We start from the raw sequence: 19,558 nt of genomic DNA, 5'->3' as shown, positions 1-19,558 counted from the left end.
AAGGAAACCACACATGAACCACGACGTCATCATCACCTGCGCCCTGACCGGCGCCGGCGACACCGCCAGCAAGAGCCACCTGGTCCCGGTAACCCCGAAACAGATCGCCGCAGCCGCCGTGGAGGCCGCCAAAGCCGGCGCCACGGTGGTCCACTGCCATGTTCGCGACCCGCAAACCGGTCGCTTCAGCCGCGACGTCAACTTGTACCGGGAAGTGATGGAGCGCATCCGCGAGGCGGATGTCGACATCATCGTCAACCTCACCGCCGGCATGGGTGGCGACCTGGAGATCGGCCCGGGCGAAACCCCGCTGGAATTCGGCGTCGGCACCGACCTGATCGGCCCGCTGGAGCGCCTGGCCCACGTCGAGGCGCTGCTGCCGGAAATCTGCACCCTGGACTGCGGCACCCTCAACTTTGGTGACGGCAACAGCATCTACGTCTCGACCCCGGCGCAATTGCGCGCTGGGGCCAAACGCATCACTGAACTGGGCGTTAAAGCCGAGCTGGAAATCTTCGACACCGGCCACCTGTGGTTCGCCAAGCAGATGATCAAGGAAGGCCTGCTCGACAACCCCTTGTTCCAACTGTGCCTGGGCATTCCCTGGGGTGCGCCGGCCGATACCACCACCATGAAAGCCATGGTCGACAACCTGCCGCCAGGCGTGACCTGGGCCGGCTTCGGCATCGGCCGCATGCAAATGCCGATGGCCGCACAAGCGGTGCTACTGGGCGGCAACGTGCGGGTGGGCCTGGAAGACAACCTGTACCTGGACAAAGGCGTGCTGGCCAGCAATGGCCAACTGGTGGAACGCGCCGGCGAGATTCTCAGCCGCCTTGGCGCACGGGTGCTCAGCCCTGCCGAAGGCCGCGCAAAAATGAACCTGACCCGTCGCTGATTGCTGGAGAAACCGATGAGCTTTATCACCGAGATCAAGACCTTTGCAGCCCTGGGCAGCGGCGTAATCGGCAGCGGCTGGGTGGCCCGCGCCCTGGCCCATGGCTTGGATGTAGTCGCCTGGGACCCCGCCCCCGGCGCCGAAGCGGGCTTGCGCAAGCGCATCGCCAATGCTTGGCCAGCCCTGGAAAAACAAGGCCTGACCCCCGGCGCCTCGCAGCAGCGCCTGCGCTTTGTGGCGACCATCGAGGAATGCGTACGCGATGCCGATTTCATCCAGGAAAGCGCCCCCGAACGTCTGGACCTCAAGCTTGACCTGCACAGCAAGATCAGCGCCGCAGCCAAGCCCAATGCGTTGATCGGCTCCAGCACTTCAGGCCTGTTGCCCAGTGAATTCTACGAGTCCTCGACCCACCCCGAACGCTGCGTGGTCGGCCACCCGTTCAACCCGGTGTACCTGCTGCCGCTGGTGGAAATCGTCGGCAGCAACAAGACCGCGCCCGAGGCCATCGAAGCGGCCAAAACCGTCTACACCAACCTCGGCATGCGCCCTCTGCATGTGCGCAAGGAAGTGCCCGGGTTTATTGCCGACCGCCTGCTCGAAGCGTTGTGGCGCGAGGCGTTGCACCTGGTCAACGACGGCGTGGCAACCACAGGCGAAATCGACGACGCGATTCGTTTTGGCGCCGGTTTGCGCTGGTCGTTCATGGGCACCTTCCTCACCTATACCCTAGCCGGTGGCGATGCCGGCATGCGCCACTTCATGGCCCAGTTCGGCCCTGCCCTGCAACTGCCCTGGACCTACCTGCCCGCCCCAGAGCTGACCGACGGTTTGATCGATGCCGTGGTCGAGGGCACGGGTGAACAACTGGGCGAACGCAGCATCAGCTCGCTGGAGCGCTATCGTGATGATTGCCTGCTCGCCGTGCTGGATGCGGTAAAAACCACCAAGGCCAAGCACGGCATGGCTTTCAGCGACTGACCGGAGTGCAGCGATGCCCGCATTGATCACCTACCAAACCCCAGTCCAGGCGGACTGGGTCGACTACAACGGGCATCTGCGCGATGCCTTCTACCTGCTGATCTTCAGCTATGCCACCGATGCCTTCATGGACCGCATGGGCCTTGACAGCGACAACCGCAGCGCCAGCGGCAATTCGTTGTTTACCCTGGAGTGCCACCTGAACTACCTGCATGAGGTCAAGCTTGGTACCCAGGTATGGGTGCAGACTCAGGTCATCGGTTTTGACCGAAAGCGCCTGCAGCTGTATCACAGCCTGCATCGCGAGGGGTTCGACGAGGCGTTGGCGGCCAGTGAACAGATGCTGCTGCATGTGGACCTGGCCGGGCCAAGCTCGACGCCGTTTACGCCTGCAGTGGTTGAACGCTTGCAGGGGATTGTCGATGAGCAGGTGGATCTGCCGGCGCCCGAGTTTGCTGGCCGGGTGATCGGCTTGCCAACGATTCAAAAGCAAAAAAATAACCCCGGCAAGCCGTGAAGCAACCGGGGCCAAGAGCGAGCATGAACATGCTTCAAGCGGAGGGTGACCAAACCTTCCTTTTCTGTGCATGGCCCCAGTGTGCAGCCTCCCTTCCCCGTGGATTTGCCCGAAAACGACCTGTGCTTAGGTAAAGCGGCCATTGCGACATTCTGCCCTTGCCGCAGTGGCTCGACGCCCACAGAATCGAATGACGATCACACCTGCAAACAAGGACAACAACCATGATGCATGCGGATTTGATTGATCAGGACGACCTGCTGGGCCAGCTGCGCGCGCTGGGTTTCGAGATGCCGCCTGGGGCCAGTGCCGAGCAGGCCTGCGAGTGTGCGGTACGGGGCTTGAGTGAGCCGCGGGCAAAAGCCCTGAAGGGCATGGTCGAGCAGATGTACACCGGCAATGCGACCATCCTGCCGGCCGTGCGCCAGGCCATCGAAAAGCAGCTATTGCCGGCGTTGGCGCAGTTCCAGAATCGCTAAAAGCATCGCGGGGCAAGCCCGCTCCCACAGGTGTAGGAGCGGGCTTGCCCCGCGATGAATGCAACTCGGTCTAGAGCCTCACACTGGCAAACGTCGACTCATTGCGCGCCTGGCTCAACGCCGACATCGGCCCGGCCAGCGGCGACAGCACCAGCGCCTGCGGGATCGGCATCATCGCCACCTGCTGCGCGGTGTTGGAGCCAACACGCTCGTCACGCGGCGGAATGCCGAAGTATTCGCGGTAGCACTTGGAGAAATGCGGCGTCGAGACAAAGCCGCACACCGAAGCCACTTCGATGATCGACATCGGCGTTTGCTTGAGCAACTGCCGGGCGCGGATCAGGCGCAGCTTCAGGTAGTAGCGCGACGGCGAGCAGTGCAGGTATTTCTGGAACAAGCGCTCAAGTTGGCGCCGCGAGACCGCTACGTACACCGCCAGTTCGTCCAGGTCGATCGGCTCTTCGAGGTTGGCCTCCATCAGCGCGACGATTTCCTGCAGTTTCGGCTGGTTGGTGCCGAGCATGTGCTTGAGCGGCACGCGCTGGTGATCCTGTTCGTTGCGGATGCGCTCGTAGACGAACATCTCGGAGATCGCCGCCGACAGCTCGCGACCGTGATCACGGCTGATCAGGTGCAGCATCATGTCCAGTGGCGCAGTGCCGCCGGAACTGGTGAAGCGGTTGCGGTCGAGGGTGAACAGACGGGTACTCATGCTCACCCGCGGAAAGGCTTCCTGCATCGCCGCCAGGCATTCCCAATGCACGCTGCAATCAAAGCCATCGAGCAGGCCAGCACAGGCCAGGGCCCAGCTGCCGGTGCACACCGCACCTAGGCGGCGGGATTGGCGCGCCTGGCTCTGCAACCAGGTGACGTGCTCGCGGGTGACGGTGCGCTGGATACCAATACCGCCACAGACAATCACGGTGTCCATGGCCGGTGCCTTGTGCATGGCCGCATCGGGGGTGATCTGCAAGCCGTCGCTGGCCCATACCTGGCCACCATCCACGCTCAGGGTGCTCCAGCGGTACAGCTCGCGGCCGGACAGCTGGTTGGCCATGCGCAGCGGCTCAACAGCGGAAGCCAGGGAAATCAGCGTGAAATTGTCCAGCAGCAGAAAGCCGATGGATTGGGGCGTGCGGTTCTGGGTTGGGGTCCCGGAGTTGTACGACGTCATCGCGGTATCTCCTCACACAATGCAGGTTGCGCCTCAGGCAGGCACGGGCTTTTTTTGTCACGGCCCCGATTCGGATGCAGGGGCTTTGCCAATCACAACGCAAATGCCATGCCTGAAATTGAATGGCCATTCAATAAAACCCAAAAACGACGTCGCGCAGCGTCTATATAGCCCTTGTTCCAAGGCGCGGTTATAAACGCAAACGACCGGCCTAGTGCCGGTCTGTAGGACGCGTGAGCAATTCGGTAGCACTTGTGTGAAGGATGCCCAGAAACGACATGGGCAACTGTCACCCAAGGCGCCAGGCGCCGGGGTAACAGCTGATGATTCGCGGTGGGATCGGCCTGCGCGCCAAAAGGCAGCGCGCAGGCCAAAGGTGAACAAAAACGGCGCAGGCGACTTACCGTTTCAACATTCGATGGCGCTGACCGCCAGGCCACCGCGCGAGGTTTCCTTGTACTTGTCGTGCATGTCGGCGCCGGTATCGCGCATGGTGCGGATCACCCGGTCGAGGGAAATAAAGTGCTCGCCGTCGCCACGCAAGGCCATTTGCGCGGCGTTGATGGCCTTGACTGCGGCAATCGCGTTGCGCTCGATACACGGCACCTGCACCAGGCCGCCGACCGGGTCGCAGGTCAGCCCCAGGTTGTGCTCAAGACCAATCTCGGCGGCGTTTTCCAATTGCCCGGGGGTAGCCCCGAGCACTTCGGCAAGGCCGGCGGCGGCCATGGCACAGGCCGAACCGACTTCACCCTGGCAACCCACTTCAGCGCCAGAGATCGAAGCGTTCTTCTTGCACAAGATGCCCACTGCGGCGGCGCCAAGGAAGAAGTCGACAACGTTGGCTTCGCTGACTTCGTCGCTAAAGCGCATGTAGTAGTGCAGCACCGCCGGAATGATCCCGGCCGCGCCATTGGTCGGTGCGGTGACCATGCGCCCGCCGGCGGCGTTTTCTTCATTGACCGCCAGGGCATAGAGGTTGACCCACTCCATCGCGCTCAGGGTCGAGCCGATCACATTGGGCTTGCCCAGCTCCTGCAGGCTGCGGTGCAGCTTGGCCGCACGGCGCTTCACATTGAGCCCGCCGGGCAAAATGCCTTCGTATTTGAGGCCGTTTTCGACACAGGCCTGCATGGCGTGCCACAACTTCAGAAGCCCGGCGCGAATTTCAGCTTCGCTGCGCCAGACCTTTTCGTTTTCCATCATCAATTGCGACACGCGCAGGTCGTTTTGCTTGCACAGCTCAAGCAGCTCGACGGCACTGTCGAAATCGTAAGGCAGCACGGTGTTGTCGGCGTCAAGGACGCCGCTTGCAGCCTGGGCCGCATCGACGACAAAGCCGCCGCCCACCGAGTAATAGGTGTCGCGATGCAGCTCGCCAGCAGCACCTTCAGCGATCAGGGTCATGGCGTTGGGGTGATACGGCAGGTTCTCGTCGAGCAACAGCATGTCGCGGGCCCAAACGAAGCCGACCTCGAGCCGGCCGTCGAGCAGCAAGGTGTCTGTTTCGCGCAGGGCGGCGATACGCGGGCCAATCTGCGCGGGGTCGATGGCGTCCGGCCATTCGCCCATCAGGCCCATGATCACTGCGTTATCGCTGCCATGGCCGATGCCGGTGGCCGACAGTGAGCCATACAGGCGAACTTCGACGCGCCGAACCTGCGCAAGCTCGCCGCGCTCGCGCAGGCCCTGGACGAACAATGCCGCGGCGCGCATGGGCCCAACGGTATGGGAACTGGATGGACCAACGCCGATCTTGAACAGGTCGAACACACTGATGGCCATGCCATCTACCTCCTGAATGTACAGCCCCGCAGCCCAAGCCAAGGACGGCGCAACTGCTACGCTAAATAGGCGGCAATCCGCCGATTCCGCGCATCATCAGGCTTTTACCAGGACCTCTGACGTCTGCAACCGACGCGTTCTTGCCCAGCAACGCCGCCAGCTGTCAGCCGTGCTTGTGCGCCGTTTTTTTGCGGTGCACAAGTACCGAAACTGCGTTTACAGGGTGGGATAAATCTGTAAACGACCTCATCGACACTGGATGCGACCCTGTCTGTACTGGATACGACGCACCCTGTAGGCGTTTGATTTTCGCTGTTAGATGATCGGTATCGACTCGATTGCACGGCAGCCGTCCCGCTATCGCCCGATAGTCAGGCCCGACCGAATGCAAACCATAAAGCACGGCGGTCCCGTGGGACATCCGAGAAAAAAACCCAGGAGTCCATCGAATGAAAGGTTCACCCTCGCTATTGCTGGCCGCAGTGCTGAGTCTGCCGGTGCTGGCCCAGGCCGCCGAGCCCGAGCAGTGTCACACCGTCAACTTCTCCGATGTCGGCTGGACCGACATCACCGTGACCACCGCGGTCACCAGCGTCGTGCTCCAGTCGCTGGGCTACAAGACCAAGACCACGATGATTTCGGTACCGGTGACCTACAAGTCGCTGGCCGATGGCAAGAACATGGACGTGTTCCTCGGCAACTGGATGCCGACCATGGAAAACGACATCAAGCAGTACCGTGATGCCGGTACCGTGGAAACCGTACGGGCCAACCTTGAGAACGCCAAGTACACCCTGGCCGTGCCCCAGGCGCTGTACGACAAGGGCCTGAAAAACTTCGCCGACATTGCCAAGTTCAAGAAGGAGCTGGACGGCAAGATCTATGGCATCGAACCGGGCAACGACGGCAACCGCACCATCCAGAGCATGATCGACAAGAACGCCTTCGGCCTGAAAGACGCCGGCTTCAAGGTGGTCGAGTCCAGCGAGGCTGGCATGCTCTCGCAGGTTGATCGCGCCGCTCGCCGCGGCACCGATGTGGTGTTCCTGGGCTGGGAACCACACCCGATGAACACCCGCTTCAAAATGAAATACCTGGACGGCGGCGATGACTTCTTCGGCCCCGAATACGGCAAGGCCACCGTCCTCACCAACACCCGCAAGGGCTATGTGCAGGAATGCAGCAACGTCGGCCAGTTGCTGAAAAACCTGTCCTTTACCCTCGACATGGAAAGCACCCTGATGGGCAACGTCCTGGACGACAAGATGAAACCCGACGTTGCAGCCAAGGCCTGGCTGAAAAACAACCCGCAGGTGCTCGACACCTGGCTGGCCGGGGTCACCACTGTTGACGGCAAGCCTGGCCTGGAGGCAGCCAAAGCCAAACTCACGCAGTAAGCACTGCCTGCGGCGGGCTGGCCCCGCCGCAGGCTGTCTTCAAACTTTTGCAGGTGGACGCTCGCTATCATGCTGATCGATGAAAAACTCCCTCTGGGCCAGTACATCGCAGGCTTCGTTGAATGGTTGACGCAACACGGCGCCAACTACTTCGATGCCTTCGCGGCAGCACTGGAATACATGATTCATGGTGTGACCGGGGCACTGACCTGGTTCAATCCCTTCGTCCTGATCGGCCTGATTGCAGTGATCGCGCACCTGATCCAGCGCAAATGGGCGCTGACCGCATTCTGCGTGCTGTCATTCCTGCTGATCTTCAACCTCGGTTACTGGCAAGAAACCATGGAGACCCTGGCCCAGGTGCTGTTTGCCACCCTGGTCTGCGTGGCCATCGGCGTGCCGCTGGGCATCCTCGCCGCACACAAGCCGATGTTCTATACCGCCATGCGCCCGGTCCTCGACCTGATGCAGACGGTGCCCACCTTCGTTTACCTGATCCCGACCCTGACCCTGTTCGGTCTGGGGGTAGTCCCCGGGTTGATCTCGACGGTGGTGTTCGCCATCGCCGCGCCGATCCGCCTGACCTACCTGGGTATCTGCGACGTGCCCCAGGAACTGCTCGACGCCGGCAAGGCCTTTGGCTGCTCACGCCGCCAGCTGCTGTCGCGCATCGAGTTGCCCCACGCCATGCCGAGCATCGCCGCCGGTGTCACCCAATGCATCATGCTGTCGCTGTCGATGGTGGTGATTGCCGCGCTGGTGGGGGCCGACGGCCTGGGCAAACCTGTGGTCAACGCATTGAACACTGCCGATATCGCCTTGGGCTTCGAAGCGGGACTGGCGATCGTGTTGCTGGCGATCATGCTCGACCGTATCTGCAAACAACCCGACGCGCCGGTAAGGAGTGAAGCATGAGCATTATTCGCTTCGAAGACGTAGACGTTATTTTCTCCAGCCGACCGCGCGAGGCCCTGAGCCTGCTCGACCAGGGCATGACCCGGGAACAGATCCTGAAGAAAACCGGCCTGGTGGTCGGCGTCGAAAAAGCCAACCTGGACATCAACAAGGGCGAGATCTGCGTGTTGATGGGCCTGTCCGGTTCGGGCAAATCCAGCCTGCTGCGTTGCATCAACGGCCTCAACACCGTCAGCCGCGGCAAGCTGTTCGTCGAACACGAAGGCTCGCATATCGACATTGCCCACTGCACTCCGGCGGAACTGAAGATGATGCGCACCAAGCGCATCGCCATGGTGTTCCAGAAGTTCGCCCTGATGCCCTGGCTGACGGTGCGCGAGAACATCAGCTTCGGCCTGGAAATGCAGGGCCGCCCGGAGAAGGAACGGCGCAAGCTGGTCGATGAGAAGCTCGAACTGGTGGGCCTGACCCAGTGGCGCAACAAGAAGCCCGACGAACTCTCTGGTGGCATGCAGCAGCGGGTCGGCCTGGCCCGGGCGCTGGCCATGGACGCCGATATCCTGCTGATGGACGAACCCTTCTCGGCCCTTGACCCGCTGATCCGCCAGGGCCTGCAGGACGAACTGCTGGAACTGCAACGCAAGCTGAACAAGACCATCGTCTTCGTCAGCCACGACCTGGACGAAGCCCTGAAGCTCGGCAGCCGTATTGCGATCATGAAAGACGGGCGGATCATCCAGTACAGCAAGCCGGAAGAAATCGTCCTCAACCCGGCCGACGACTACGTGCGCACCTTTGTCGCCCACACCAACCCGCTCAATGTGCTGTGCGGCCGCAGCCTGATGCGCACCCTGGACAAGTGCAAGCGCATCAATGGCTCGGTATGCCTGGACCCGGGCGGTGATTCCTGGCTGGACCTGGCCGAAGGCAACACCATCAAGGGTGCGCGCCAGGGCGCCAATGGCATGGACCTGCAGAACTGGGCACCGGGTGAAGCCGTGGAAGGCTTGGCTCGCAGACCGACCCTGGTGAATGCCAATATCGGCATGCGCGAAGCCCTGCAGATCCGTTACCAGACCGGCAACAAGCTGGTGCTTCAGGAAGGCAATACAGTGGTGGGGATTCTTGGCGACAGCGAGCTGTATCACGCGCTGCTGGGCAAGAACCTGGGTTGACAGCTATCGCGGGGCAGCCCGCTCCCACAGGGTCTAGATGATCTCTGTGGGAGCGGCGGTGCGGCGACCCGACTTGCCCCGCGATAGAGGACCGTCAGCGAACGACGATACCCTGCTTGGCCATGAACGCCTTGGCCTCAGGCACGGTGTACTCACCGAAGTGGAAGATGCTCGCCGCCAGCACTGCGCTGGCATGGCCTTCGATGATCCCGTCGGCCAGGTGCTGCAGGTTGCCCACACCACCGGAAGCGATCACCGGAATGCCCAGGGCATCGCTGATGGCCCGGGTCACGCCCAGGTCAAAGCCGTTCTTCATGCCGTCCTGATCCATGCTGGTCAGGAGGATCTCACCGGCGCCCAGGCCTTCCATCTTCTTTGCCCACTCCACCGCGTCCAGGCCGGTCGGCTTGCGCCCGCCATGGGTGAAGATCTCCCAGCGCGGGGTTTCGCCCGGGCCCGAGACTTTCTTGGCATCGATGGCCACCACGATGCACTGCGAGCCGAAATGCGCGGCTGCTTCGCCGACGAACTCCGGGTTGAACACCGCAGCAGTGTTGATCGAAACCTTGTCGGCACCGGCGTTGAGCAGGTTGCGGATGTCCTGCACAGTACGCACGCCACCGCCCACGGTCAGCGGGATGAACACCTGGCTGGCCATGCGCTCGACGGTATGCAGGGTGGTGTCACGGCCATCGACGCTGGCGGTGATGTCGAGGAAGGTGATCTCGTCAGCGCCCTGTTCATCGTAGCGCCGGGCGATTTCCACCGGGTCGCCGGCATCGCGGATATTCTCGAACTTGACGCCCTTGACCACCCGGCCGTTGTCCACGTCCAGGCAAGGGATGATGCGCTTGGCCAGTGCCATGTGGGAGTCCTCAGCCTTTGTAGCTGTCGCAGAAGGCTTGCGCCTCGGCGACATCCAGGGTGCCTTCGTAGATGGCGCGGCCAGTGATCGCACCGATGATGCCCGGCGCCTTGGCGTCGAGCAGGGCCTTGATGTCACCGAGGTTGTGGATACCGCCGGAGGCGATTACCGGGATCTTGGTGGCAGCGGCCAGGGCGGCGGTGAACGGCACGTTGCAGCCCTGCATCATGCCGTCTTTGGCGATGTCGGTGTAGACGATGGCCGAGACGCCGTCGGCTTCGAAACGCTTGGCCAGGTCGATGACCTGCACCGAACTGACTTCTGCCCAGCCGTCAGTGGCGACGAAACCGTCTTTGGCATCCAGGCCAACGATCACTTTGCCCGGGAAGGCGCGGCAGGCCTGGGCAACGAACTCAGGCTCCTTGACCGCCTTGGTGCCGATGATCACGTAGCTGACGCCGGCCTTGACGTAGTGTTCGATGGTTTCCAGCGAGCGGATACCGCCACCGATCTGGATCGGCAAGTTCGGGTAGCGCTTGGCGATCGCGGTGACCACTTCACCGTTGACCGGCTGGCCTTCGAAGGCGCCATTGAGGTCAACCAGATGCAGCCGGCGGCAGCCCCCGTCAACCCATTTGGCGGCCATGCTCACCGGGTCGTCGGAGAATACCGTGGAGTCTTCCATGCGGCCCTGGCGCAGGCGTACGCAAGCACCGTCCTTGAGATCGATAGCGGGGATAATCAGCATCTGCAAAACCTGTCTATTCGGTAAACAGTGATGCTCGAAAAGTCAGTTCTTCTCGAGCGCCCACAGGTCGCTTTCAATGCTCTCGAACCGTTCCTTGAGGTGGTTCTGCACATCGAAAATCGCCCTGTTGTAGTAGTGCGGGGCAATCTCTTTGGTGAACAGCTCCAGGACCTCGGCCACCTCGAACGACCCCAGCTGCAGCTCGAAACGGTCTTCGAGAAAGCGCTTGAGGGTATCGAGCGCTTCGCGTTCCTGTTCCGGCGCCAGCGTGAGGATCGGCGGCTTGGCCCTGGACTTGCCCATTACCAGCGCCCGTCCCAGGCGGCGAAATTCTGCAGCAGCTGCAGGCCATGGGTATGGCTCTTCTCCGGGTGGAACTGCACGGCAAAGCGCGAGCCTTCGGCCAGCGCTGCGGCGAAGTCGACGCCGTAGTGGCCGCTACCGACCACCTGGCCCGGCTTGCCGGCGGTGATGTAGTAGCTGTGCACGAAGTAGAAGCGCGCACGCTCGGGGATGTTGTGCCACAGCGGGTGATCGATGCTCTGGGCGACTTCGTTCCAGCCCATGTGCGGCACCTTCAGGTGCTCGCCGTCTTCATGCAGATCTTTGCCGAAGAAGCGCACATTGCCCGGGAACAGGCCGATGCAGTCGACGCCGTCGTTCTCTTCACTGTGATCGAGCAGCGCTTGCATGCCGACACAGATGCCGAGGAACGGCCGGTCCTGGCTGACTTCGCGCACCAGGCTGTCAAAGCCCAGGCGGCGGATTTCGGCCATGCAGTCGCGGATCGCACCGACGCCCGGGAACACCACGCGGTCGGCTTCGCGAATCACATCGGCGTCGCTGGTGATCAGGACCTTGCCGGCGCCCACATGCTCGAGGGCCTTGGCCACCGAGTGCAGGTTACCCATGCCATAGTCGATAACGGCAACCGTCTGCATTACAGGCAACCCTTGGTCGATGGCATCTGCCCGGCCATACGCTCATCCAGCTCGATGGCCATGCGCAGTGCGCGGCCGAAGGCCTTGAACACGGTTTCGATCTGGTGGTGGGTGTTGTGCCCACGCAGGTTGTCGATGTGCAGGGTGACGTTGGCGTGGTTGACGAAGCCCTGGAAGAACTCCTGGAACAGGTCGACATCGAAGCCGCCCACCGACGCACGGGTGTACGGCACGTGCATCTGCAGGCCCGGGCGGCCGGAGAAGTCGATGACCACCCGCGACAGCGCTTCGTCCAGCGGCACATAGGCATGGCCGTAGCGGCGGATGCCCTTCTTGTCGCCGATGGCCTGGTTGAAGGCCTGGCCCAGGGTGATACCGACGTCTTCGACGGTATGGTGATCGTCGATATGCAGGTCGCCCTTGCATTCGATATCGAGGTCGATCAGCCCATGTCGGGCGATCTGGTCGAGCATATGTTCAAGGAAAGGCACACCGATATCGAATCGGGCCTTGCCGCTGCCATCCAGGTTGATCGAGGCCTTGATCTGGGTCTCCAGAGTATTGCGCTCGACGGAAGCCTTACGTTCGACCATCACCAGCTCCGCAAAATCATTGGGCGAAAAAGGTGATCATTATAGGCCCAGAAGCGCGCGGCTTGAAACGCAGATGACGCGTGACAGGGAATTTACCTGCGACCCGGCAATTTTCAGCTATTTCTGTAGGAGCGGGCTTGCCCCACGATGAGGTCTACACTCAATCGCGGGGCAAGCCCGCTCCTACAGGGCAGGCCTAATTGAACAACACCGCAGTCTTCTGCAATGTCACCCATATCCCCCAGGCCAGCGGCACCCCGACCACCAGCCAGGCCGCCAGCACCAGCGGCTTGCTGGCCGGATCTGCCTTCCACTCCAGCACCCGCTCGCTAACGCTGCCCTGGTCGTGGCTCAGGGCCCGCTCGGCGGCAAGCTCGGCATCGGTCATGAAGTACTTGTCGGCCACCGGCCGCACCAGCGCATTGCAGACAAAGCCCAGCACCAGCAAACCGGCAAGGATGTACAAGGTGATGTCATAAGCCGCCGCCCGCGGCACGCCCAGCGCCAGTTGGTACTCGCGCAGGTAGGTGATCAGCACCGGCCCCAGCACCCCGGCCGCAGCCCAGGCGGTCAGCAGGCGACCGTGAATGGCGCCGACCATCTGTGTGCCGAACAGGTCGGCCAGATAGGCCGGCACCGTGGCAAAGCCGCCGCCGTACATCGACAGGATGATGCAGAACGCCGCCACGAACAGGGCGATGTTGCCCAGGTGGCCCATGTTCGGCACCAGCGCATACAGGGCCACGCCCAGGGCAAAGAAGGCGAAATAGGTGTTCTTGCGCCCGATATAGTCGGAGAACGACGCCCAGAAGAAGCGCCCGCCAATGTTGAACAGGCTGAGCAAACCGGTAAAGCCTGCGGCAATCGCCGCGATCTGGCCCAGTTGCGTGGCATTGAGCTGGCTGAAGCTCAGGTCATTGCCCAGCAATTTGCCGGCGAAAACTTCCTGCAACAGCGGCGAAGCCATGCCGAGAATGCCGATGCCCGCCGACACGTTCAGGCACAAAACCAGCCAGATCAACACAAATTGCGGGGTTTTCCACGCCACACTGACGTGCACATGGCGATGGGTGATCATCGCATTGTTGGCTTTTTTTAGCGGTGCGCTCCAGCCCTCAGGCTTCCAGCCGGTGGGTGGTACCCGATAGGCCAAGGCGCCGCCGAGCATGAACACGAAGTAGATCACCGCCATCACCACGAAACTCTGCCAGACGCCGACGTCTTCAGGAGTGGCGAAGTGGTTCATCAGCGCTGCCGCCAGTGGCGCACCCACCATGGCACCACCGCCAAAGCCCATGATCGCCATGCCGGTGGCCATGCCGCGTTTGTCCGGGAACCATTTGATCAGGGTCGAGACCGGCGAAATATAGCCAAGCCCCAGGCCAATACCGCCAATCACCCCGGAGCCCAACCACATCAGCCACAGCTGGTGGGTATAGACGCCGGAGGCGGAAATCAGCAGGCCGCCGCACCAGCACAGGGTCGACACCACCCCGGCCTTGCGCGGCCCGGCGTGCTCCAGCCAGCCGCCCCAGATCGCCGCCGAGCAACCGAGGAAGACAAAGAACAGCGTGTAGATCCAGCTGAGCATCGAGATCGGCCAGTCACACTCAGTGGTGAACATGCGCATCAGGAAGTTGGTCTGTTCCGAGCAAACGACCGGGGCACTGATGCCAATGGCCTGCGACAGCGGCAACCAGAACACCGAAAAGCCATACGCCATGCCGATGCACAGGTGAATGGCCAAGGCCGCAGGCGGTACCAGCCAGCGGTTGAAGCCCGGACGGGCGATGATCCGCTCCTTGGACAGAAAGCCTGGCGCGCTGGCGATGCCTCCAGCCGTGATGCTGCTGTTCATTGTGGTGTTCCCCTCGTAGGTATGAAGCGCTCACCGCCCTCGGCCTTGGCTCATAGGCAACTGGTCGTTTTTATTGGCGAACGGCCCTTTTGCGCGACAAATAGCCGCAGCAGGGCCTGAGAGCGGCGAGAGAGTAGCATTTGCCGTGGCCGCTGAGCGCAAACTGATACTGTCGTTTGCTCAGCAACTGCTCCCCCCGGCAAGGAACTGTCATGCCCGCTGTTGTCGAATCCGACACCTTTGCAGGACTAAACCTTCGCCCCATATCACACAGCGGTGATAACCGCAGCGCTATACTCTGCGGCTGAATTTAGAAATCGGACTACAAGGACTCGCCCATGAAAGCGTTCGGCAAAATCCTGGGGCTGGTGCTTCTCGGGTTGTTGCTGATCATTGTGGCTCTAGGCTTCGCCCTGACCCACCTCTTCGATCCCAACGACTATAAAGACGAGATTCGCCAGCTGGCACGCGACAAGGCCCACGTCGAGCTGACGCTCAATGGCGACATCGGCTGGAGCCTGTTCCCGTGGCTGGGGCTGGAGCTGCATGAAGCCAGCATCGCCACCCTGAACAACCCGAAAGTGCCGTTTGCCGACCTGCAGATGCTCGGCTTGTCGGTACGCGTGCTGCCCTTGCTGCGCCGTGAAGTGCAGATGAGCGATGTACGCGTCGAGGGTCTGAACCTGACCCTGAGCCGTGACGAAAACGGCCACGGCAACTGGGAAGACATCGGTAAGCCCCTGCCCGCCGCCAACCCGGCCCCGGCCGAAGGCGCCAGCAGCGCGCCAGCCGACGCCGCCGCACAAGCCAGCAGCGCCAGCGCCAGCGAGCGCCCAGTCAAGCTCGACATCGACAGCCTGACCGTCAACAACGCCCGCGTGCAGTACAACGATGCCCGCAGCGGCCAGAGCTTCAGCGCCGAAAGCATCCAGCTGAGCACTGGCGCGGTGCATGAAGGGGTGAACATCCCGCTGAAGATGACCGCCTTCCTCAGCTCCGGCCAGCCGGTGGTCAAGGCACGCACCGAGCTGAACGGCGAGCTGCGCTTCGATCGTCGGCTCAAACGCTACCAGTTCGAAGACATGAAACTCAGCGGCGAAGCCTCGGGCGAACCACTGCAAGGCAAGACCATGACCTTCGCAGCCCAGGGCCAATTGCTGGTTGATCTGGCGGCGAACGTTGCCGAATGGAACGGCCTCAAGCTCTCGGCCAACCAGTTGCGGGCCCTTGGCGAGCTGAACCTGCGCGACCTCGACAAAACCCCGCAACTGAGCGGCGGCCTGTCGATTGCCCAGTTCGACCTGCGCAACTTCCTCGACAGCATTGGCCACCCGCTGCCGGCCTCGGCCGACGCCAGCACCCTGGGCAAGGTCGAGCTGGTCACCCGCCTGCAAGGCTCGCCGAACAGCCTGGCCCTGGAAGACCTGGCGATCAAGCTCGATGACAGCACCTTCAGCGGCCGCCTGGCCGTCGAAGACTTCGCCAAGCAAGCCCTGCGCGTGCAACTCAAGGCCGACAAGTTCGACGCCGACCGCTACTTGCTGGCCAAGAGCGACGCGGCCAAAGGCGCCAAGGCTGCGCGCCAGGCCGAAGTGCAGAGCAAAGAGGCCGGGGCCCTGGCCGGTGCCGGCACCACGCCGCTGCCCGACGCGCCGACCCAGGTGGCCTGGAGCAGCGACAAGCTGCTGCCGGTTGATCGCCTGCGCAAAGTCGATCTGCAAGCCGATCTGACCTTTGGCCAGCTGACCCTGGACAAACTGCCGATCGAAAACGCCCACCTCAAAGCCCAGGGCCAGGATGGCCTGATCACCCTGGAAACCTTGCGTGGCGGCCTGTACAACGGCGACTTCGAAAGCAAGGGCACCCTCGACGTGCGCCCGGCCGTGCCGCAGATCGGCCTCAACACCCGCATCAACCGGGTGCCGGTCGAGCACTTCATCAAGAGCGAAACCGGCACCCCACCGGTCAAGGGCCTGCTGACCCTCAACAGCGACCTGACCGCCACCGGCAACAGCCAGAAAGCCCTGGTCGACACCCTCAACGGCAACGCCAGCTTCGTCATCAACGACGGCATCCTGGTCAACGCCAACCTCGAGCAGCAGTTGTGCCAGGCCATCGCCACCCTCAACCGCAAGGCCCTGAGCGGCGAACCTCGCGGCAAGGACACCCCGTTCCAGGAGCTCAAGGGCACCCTGGTCATGCGCAACGGCGTGGCCAGCAACCCTGACCTCAAGGCGCGCATTCCCGGCCTTACCGTCAACGGCCATGGCGACCTCGACCTGCGCGTACTGGGCATGGACTACCGCATTGGCGTGATCGTCGAGGGCGACAAGCGCGACATGCCCGACCCGGCCTGCCAGGTGGGTGAGCGCTATGTCGGCCTCGAACTGCCACTGCGTTGCCGTGGCCCGCTGGAGCTCGGCGCCAAGGCCTGCCGCCTGGATAAAGATGGCCTGGGCAAGGTCGCGGCCAAGCTTGCCGGCGACAAGGTCAGCGAAAAACTCAGCGAGAAAATCGACGAGAAGCTCGGTGACAAGGTCAGCCCGGAACTCAAAGACGCGCTCAAGGGGTTGTTCAAACGATGAGCCCCGAGCAGTTTTCCAGTGCCGTGCTGGATTGGTACGACCGTAACGGCCGCCACGACCTGCCCTGGCAACAGGGCATCACCCCGTACCGGGTGTGGGTCTCGGAGATCATGTTGCAGCAGACCCAGGTGAGCACCGTGCTCAACTACTTCGACCGCTTCATGCAGGCGCTGCCGACGGTCCAGGCCCTGGCCAAAGCGCCCGAGGACGAAGTGCTGCACCTGTGGACGGGCCTGGGTTACTACACCCGGGCCCGCAACCTGCAAAAGACCGCGAAGATCGTTGTCGAGCAATATGGCGGCGAATTCCCCCGCGATGTCGAGAAGCTCATCGACCTGCCGGGCATTGGCCTGTCCACCGCCGGCGCCATTGCCAGTATCAGCATGGGCCTGCGCGCGCCGATCCTCGACGGCAACGTCAAGCGCGTGCTGGCCCGCTACACCGCGCAAGAGGGTTACCCCGGCGAGCCGAAAGTGGCCAAGGCGCTGTGGGCCAACGCCGAGCGCTATACCCCGCACAGCCGGGTGAACCATTACACCCAGGCGATGATGGACCTGGGTGCCACCCTGTGCACCCGCAGCAAGCCCAGTTGCCTGCTGTGCCCGCTCAAGGTCGGCTGCGAGGCGCACATGCTCGGCCAGGAAATCCGCTATCCGGTGCCCAAGCCGCGCAAGGAACTGCCGCAAAAGCGCACGCTGATGCCACTGCTGGCCAACCACCAAGGCGCCATCCTTCTGTACCGGCGCCCTTCCACGGGCCTGTGGGGAGGGCTGTGGAGCCTGCCGGAGCTGGACAACCTCGAACAGATCGACGACCTGGCCGACCAGCACGGCCTGAGCCTGGCCGGTAGCCAGGCGCTGGACGGCCTGACCCACACCTTCAGCCATTTCCAGCTGGCCATCGAGCCCTGGCTGGTGCGCGTCGACAGCGCCACCGACCACGTGGCCGAGGCCGACTGGCTCTGGTATAACCTCGCCACCCCGCCGCGCCTGGGCCTTGCCGCCCCGGTGAAAAAACTGCTTAAACGCGCGGCCGACGTATTGCTTACAGGAGAGTCGCGATGACCCGCACCGTAATGTGCCGCAAGTACAACGAAGAACTGCCAGGCCTTGAACGTCCACCCTACCCGGGCGCCAAGGGCCAGGACATCTTCGATCACATCTCGCAGAAGGCCTGGGCCGACTGGCAAAAAGAGCAGACCATGCTGATCAATGAGAAGCGCCTGAACATGATGAACGCCGAGGACCGTAAATTCCTCCAGGGCGAGATGGACAAGTTCTTCTCCGGTCAGGATTACGAGAAGGCCGAAGGCTACGTTCCGCCTAGCGAATAACCCCGGAAGATCGTAAGCGACGGAATTAATTTAAAAAATTTTCAAAAAGTCGTTGACGTAAATCCGAAAAACCCTTTTAATGCGCCCCGTTGCCCAGATAGCTCAGTCGGTAGAGCAGGGGATTGAAAATCCCCGTGTCGGCGGTTCGATTCCGTCTCTGGGCACCACTAATACCGAAAAGCCCCAAGCGAAGTGATTCCTTGGGGCTTTTTTCATGCCTGCGATTTATCAGCGAACGCAGGCTTTCTCGCGCACGGAAATGCCGCGAGCACATCGGAGCCAGGGATGAAATCGATTGCCGTTGTCGTCGCCATACTTCTGAGCCTGACCGGCTGTGTCGGCGCCACCGTCGTGCTGCCGGAAAAACAGACCTATCCCACCTCGGCCCATCGCATCCTGCGCCTGAAGAACATCACCCCCAAGGTCAGCAAATCGGAGAAATCCGACGTCACCCGCGAATGGTGCGGCTTCACCCTCTGGGCAGTGGTCGTGCCGGTGCCTTTGCTACTGCCGGTGTGCAAGACCTACAGCGAAGTGGCCTACGGCCCGGACATCGATGGCGACCAGGTCGTGCTGTTCAACGCCAGGCAGACCATCAGCTCGCCCATGTACGCCTGCGGCCCGATGATGATCCTCGCGCCGATCATCCATGGTTACGAAGGCAATCAGATCTGCGGGATGCTGCGCTAGGCCAGCGCAGCCACCATCGACCGCGCCGCCTCGAACAGCGGCACCTGCACCCCGCCGACCTGCGACGCCACGATCAACCCCTCGCCGATCAGAAACAGCTGCCCCGCCGCAGCCGGCTGCTTGCACCCAGCCTCCCGGCAGGCCTGTTCAAGTGCGGCCATGACCTTGTGCTTGTGCAACCTGGCCAGCACATGGGGCGGTTCGGCCGACCCGGCGTATTCGGCTGACGCGTTGATGAAGGCACAACCGTGGAAGTCTTCAGAGCGCGCCCAGGCCTCAATAAAGTCGATATAGGCCAACGGCCGCGCTTTTGCCTCAACGGCCGCCAGAGCGCTTTCCAGGCGCGCCATGAAATCGTGATCGCGCCGCTCCAGTGCTGCCTCGATCAACAGCTCCTTGCTGGGGAAATGCCGGTACAGGGTCTTCTTGGTTACCCCGGCCTCCTGGCTCAACTGCTCGACCCCGGTGCCGTGGTAACCCTGGCGGTAGAACAGTTGCAGCGCCGACTCGGCGATTTTCTCGGACGTACTCATGCCACACCTTCGATCAGGACAATTACGAGCAGTGTATACCGATCGGTTGACTTACAGGTAAACCGATCGGTATCCTCGGCGCAAATTGCCC

General features: G+C 62.3%; 20 protein-coding genes and 1 tRNA gene. 12 read left to right on the top strand and 9 right to left on the bottom strand.

The features are described from left to right. The first annotated feature begins 13 nt into the window (after positions 1 to 13). From F8N82_RS26715 to F8N82_RS26700, 4 genes are all read left to right on the top strand, one after another. On the top strand, positions 14 to 898 hold the full coding sequence (locus F8N82_RS26715) for a 3-keto-5-aminohexanoate cleavage protein (RefSeq protein ID WP_038998302.1): 885 nt from the start codon (positions 14 to 16) through the stop codon (positions 896 to 898). Between the two features lie 15 nt (positions 899 to 913). Beyond that, a complete protein-coding gene (locus F8N82_RS26710) occupies positions 914 to 1,879 on the top strand; it encodes an L-carnitine dehydrogenase (protein ID WP_038998301.1) in 966 nt (321 codons plus the stop codon). A gap of 13 nt (positions 1,880 to 1,892) precedes the next feature. Beyond that, on the top strand, positions 1,893 to 2,396 hold the full coding sequence (locus F8N82_RS26705) for a thioesterase family protein (protein ID WP_052251616.1): 504 nt from the start codon (positions 1,893 to 1,895) through the stop codon (positions 2,394 to 2,396). A 224-nt stretch (positions 2,397 to 2,620) separates the two neighbouring features. Next, positions 2,621 to 2,875, top strand: a complete 255-nt coding sequence (locus F8N82_RS26700; protein WP_038998300.1) for a hypothetical protein — start codon at positions 2,621 to 2,623, stop codon at positions 2,873 to 2,875. A gap of 70 nt (positions 2,876 to 2,945) precedes the next feature. On the opposite strand, the gene F8N82_RS26695 is transcribed toward F8N82_RS26700, so the two are convergent. Then, positions 2,946 to 4,049 carry a GlxA family transcriptional regulator gene (locus F8N82_RS26695; RefSeq protein WP_028942254.1) on the bottom strand — a complete coding sequence of 368 codons (1,104 nt, stop codon included), beginning with the start codon at positions 4,047 to 4,049 and terminating at the stop codon, positions 2,946 to 2,948. 408 nt (positions 4,050 to 4,457) lie between these two features. Then, positions 4,458 to 5,834: an L-serine ammonia-lyase gene (locus F8N82_RS26690; RefSeq protein WP_038998299.1), complete on the bottom strand. Its 1,377-nt coding sequence runs from the start codon at positions 5,832 to 5,834 to the stop codon at positions 4,458 to 4,460. Positions 5,835 to 6,283: 449 nt separating this feature from the next. Here F8N82_RS26690 and F8N82_RS26685 point away from each other — a divergent pair, with 449 nt between their 5' ends. From F8N82_RS26685 to choV, 3 genes are all read left to right on the top strand, one after another. After that, positions 6,284 to 7,231, top strand: coding sequence for a choline ABC transporter substrate-binding protein (locus F8N82_RS26685; protein ID WP_038998298.1), 948 nt, complete (start codon positions 6,284 to 6,286; stop codon positions 7,229 to 7,231). Between the two features lie 66 nt (positions 7,232 to 7,297). Next, complete coding sequence (gene choW, locus F8N82_RS26680) at positions 7,298 to 8,146, top strand: choline ABC transporter permease subunit (protein ID WP_176470473.1); 849 nt, start codon at positions 7,298 to 7,300, stop codon at positions 8,144 to 8,146. Continuing rightward, positions 8,143 to 9,321, top strand: a complete 1,179-nt coding sequence (gene choV / locus F8N82_RS26675; RefSeq protein ID WP_038998296.1) for a choline ABC transporter ATP-binding protein — start codon at positions 8,143 to 8,145, stop codon at positions 9,319 to 9,321. The genes choW and choV overlap by 4 nt, the downstream gene beginning before the upstream one ends. 94 nt (positions 9,322 to 9,415) lie before the next feature. On the opposite strand, the gene hisF is transcribed toward choV, so the two are convergent. The 6 genes from hisF to F8N82_RS26645 all read right to left on the bottom strand — a co-directional run bounded on the left by hisF (position 9,416) and on the right by F8N82_RS26645 (position 14,326). Next, complete coding sequence (gene hisF, locus F8N82_RS26670; protein ID WP_010221324.1) at positions 9,416 to 10,186, bottom strand: imidazole glycerol phosphate synthase subunit HisF; 771 nt, start codon at positions 10,184 to 10,186, stop codon at positions 9,416 to 9,418. A 10-nt stretch (positions 10,187 to 10,196) separates the two neighbouring features. Continuing rightward, a complete protein-coding gene (gene hisA / locus F8N82_RS26665) occupies positions 10,197 to 10,934 on the bottom strand; it encodes a 1-(5-phosphoribosyl)-5-[(5-phosphoribosylamino)methylideneamino]imidazole-4-carboxamide isomerase (protein ID WP_038998295.1) in 738 nt (245 codons plus the stop codon). Between the two features lie 42 nt (positions 10,935 to 10,976). Next, positions 10,977 to 11,237: a DUF2164 domain-containing protein gene (locus tag F8N82_RS26660; RefSeq protein ID WP_010221322.1), complete on the bottom strand. Its 261-nt coding sequence runs from the start codon at positions 11,235 to 11,237 to the stop codon at positions 10,977 to 10,979. Further along, a complete protein-coding gene (gene hisH, locus F8N82_RS26655) occupies positions 11,237 to 11,875 on the bottom strand; it encodes an imidazole glycerol phosphate synthase subunit HisH (RefSeq protein ID WP_038998294.1) in 639 nt (212 codons plus the stop codon). The genes F8N82_RS26660 and hisH overlap by 1 nt, the downstream gene beginning before the upstream one ends. Beyond that, complete coding sequence (gene hisB / locus F8N82_RS26650) at positions 11,875 to 12,468, bottom strand: imidazoleglycerol-phosphate dehydratase HisB (RefSeq protein WP_028942262.1); 594 nt, start codon at positions 12,466 to 12,468, stop codon at positions 11,875 to 11,877. Before hisB ends, hisH begins: the two co-directional genes overlap by 1 nt. Positions 12,469 to 12,664: 196 nt before the next feature. Beyond that, positions 12,665 to 14,326 carry an OFA family MFS transporter gene (locus tag F8N82_RS26645; RefSeq protein ID WP_038998293.1) on the bottom strand — a complete coding sequence of 554 codons (1,662 nt, stop codon included), beginning with the start codon at positions 14,324 to 14,326 and terminating at the stop codon, positions 12,665 to 12,667. A 338-nt stretch (positions 14,327 to 14,664) separates the two neighbouring features. Here F8N82_RS26645 and F8N82_RS26640 point away from each other — a divergent pair, with 338 nt between their 5' ends. The 5 genes from F8N82_RS26640 (at position 14,665) to F8N82_RS26620 (ending at position 18,934) form a co-directional block, all read left to right on the top strand. Continuing rightward, the gene (locus tag F8N82_RS26640) at positions 14,665 to 16,911 is read left to right on the top strand and encodes an AsmA family protein (RefSeq protein WP_338918960.1); all 2,247 of its coding nucleotides are present in this window, start codon (positions 14,665 to 14,667) and stop codon (positions 16,909 to 16,911) included. Then, a complete protein-coding gene (gene mutY, locus F8N82_RS26635) occupies positions 16,908 to 17,975 on the top strand; it encodes an A/G-specific adenine glycosylase (protein ID WP_038998291.1) in 1,068 nt (355 codons plus the stop codon). The genes F8N82_RS26640 and mutY overlap by 4 nt, the downstream gene beginning before the upstream one ends. After that, entirely contained in the window at positions 17,972 to 18,244 is a 273-nt protein-coding gene (locus F8N82_RS26630) for an oxidative damage protection protein (protein WP_010221316.1), read from the top strand. Before mutY ends, F8N82_RS26630 begins: the two co-directional genes overlap by 4 nt. Before the next feature lie 91 nt (positions 18,245 to 18,335). Then, positions 18,336 to 18,411, top strand: a tRNA-Phe gene (locus tag F8N82_RS26625). A gap of 118 nt (positions 18,412 to 18,529) precedes the next feature. Beyond that, positions 18,530 to 18,934 (top strand): hypothetical protein, encoded by a 405-nt coding sequence (locus tag F8N82_RS26620; RefSeq protein ID WP_038998289.1) that lies wholly within the window; start codon positions 18,530 to 18,532, stop codon positions 18,932 to 18,934. On the opposite strand, the gene F8N82_RS26615 is transcribed toward F8N82_RS26620, so the two are convergent. After that, positions 18,931 to 19,467, bottom strand: coding sequence for a TetR/AcrR family transcriptional regulator (locus tag F8N82_RS26615; RefSeq protein WP_038998288.1), 537 nt, complete (start codon positions 19,465 to 19,467; stop codon positions 18,931 to 18,933). The two genes, F8N82_RS26620 and F8N82_RS26615, sit on opposite strands and share 4 nt — an antisense overlap. Positions 19,468 to 19,558: the final 91 nt, after the last annotated feature.

Source organism: Pseudomonas fluorescens (assembly GCF_902497775.2).
Lineage (GTDB): Bacteria > Pseudomonadota > Gammaproteobacteria > Pseudomonadales > Pseudomonadaceae > Aquipseudomonas > Aquipseudomonas putida_F.
Note: the sequence above shows the minus strand (reverse complement) of the source record. Positions and strands in the feature narration are given on the sequence as shown.

Excerpts from the sequence above, each read along its gene's own strand:
- F8N82_RS26715 (WP_038998302.1), top strand. The coding sequence starts at position 14 with ATGAACCACGACGTCATCATCACCTGCGCCCTGACCGGCGCCGGCGAC.
- F8N82_RS26710 (WP_038998301.1), top strand. The coding sequence starts at position 914 with ATGAGCTTTATCACCGAGATCAAGACCTTTGCAGCCCTGGGCAGCGGC.
- F8N82_RS26705 (WP_052251616.1), top strand. The coding sequence starts at position 1,893 with ATGCCCGCATTGATCACCTACCAAACCCCAGTCCAGGCGGACTGGGTC.
- F8N82_RS26700 (WP_038998300.1), top strand. The coding sequence starts at position 2,621 with ATGATGCATGCGGATTTGATTGATCAGGACGACCTGCTGGGCCAGCTG.
- F8N82_RS26695 (WP_028942254.1), bottom strand. The coding sequence starts at position 4,049 with ATGACGTCGTACAACTCCGGGACCCCAACCCAGAACCGCACGCCCCAA.
- F8N82_RS26690 (WP_038998299.1), bottom strand. The coding sequence starts at position 5,834 with ATGGCCATCAGTGTGTTCGACCTGTTCAAGATCGGCGTTGGTCCATCC.
- F8N82_RS26685 (WP_038998298.1), top strand. The coding sequence starts at position 6,284 with ATGAAAGGTTCACCCTCGCTATTGCTGGCCGCAGTGCTGAGTCTGCCG.
- choV (WP_038998296.1), top strand. The coding sequence starts at position 8,143 with ATGAGCATTATTCGCTTCGAAGACGTAGACGTTATTTTCTCCAGCCGA.
- hisF (WP_010221324.1), bottom strand. The coding sequence starts at position 10,186 with ATGGCACTGGCCAAGCGCATCATCCCTTGCCTGGACGTGGACAACGGC.
- hisA (WP_038998295.1), bottom strand. The coding sequence starts at position 10,934 with ATGCTGATTATCCCCGCTATCGATCTCAAGGACGGTGCTTGCGTACGC.
- F8N82_RS26660 (WP_010221322.1), bottom strand. The coding sequence starts at position 11,237 with ATGGGCAAGTCCAGGGCCAAGCCGCCGATCCTCACGCTGGCGCCGGAA.
- hisH (WP_038998294.1), bottom strand. The coding sequence starts at position 11,875 with ATGCAGACGGTTGCCGTTATCGACTATGGCATGGGTAACCTGCACTCG.
- hisB (WP_028942262.1), bottom strand. The coding sequence starts at position 12,468 with ATGGTCGAACGTAAGGCTTCCGTCGAGCGCAATACTCTGGAGACCCAG.
- F8N82_RS26645 (WP_038998293.1), bottom strand. The coding sequence starts at position 14,326 with ATGAACAGCAGCATCACGGCTGGAGGCATCGCCAGCGCGCCAGGCTTT.
- F8N82_RS26640 (WP_338918960.1), top strand. The coding sequence starts at position 14,665 with ATGAAAGCGTTCGGCAAAATCCTGGGGCTGGTGCTTCTCGGGTTGTTG.
- mutY (WP_038998291.1), top strand. The coding sequence starts at position 16,908 with ATGAGCCCCGAGCAGTTTTCCAGTGCCGTGCTGGATTGGTACGACCGT.
- F8N82_RS26630 (WP_010221316.1), top strand. The coding sequence starts at position 17,972 with ATGACCCGCACCGTAATGTGCCGCAAGTACAACGAAGAACTGCCAGGC.
- F8N82_RS26620 (WP_038998289.1), top strand. The coding sequence starts at position 18,530 with ATGAAATCGATTGCCGTTGTCGTCGCCATACTTCTGAGCCTGACCGGC.
- F8N82_RS26615 (WP_038998288.1), bottom strand. The coding sequence starts at position 19,467 with ATGAGTACGTCCGAGAAAATCGCCGAGTCGGCGCTGCAACTGTTCTAC.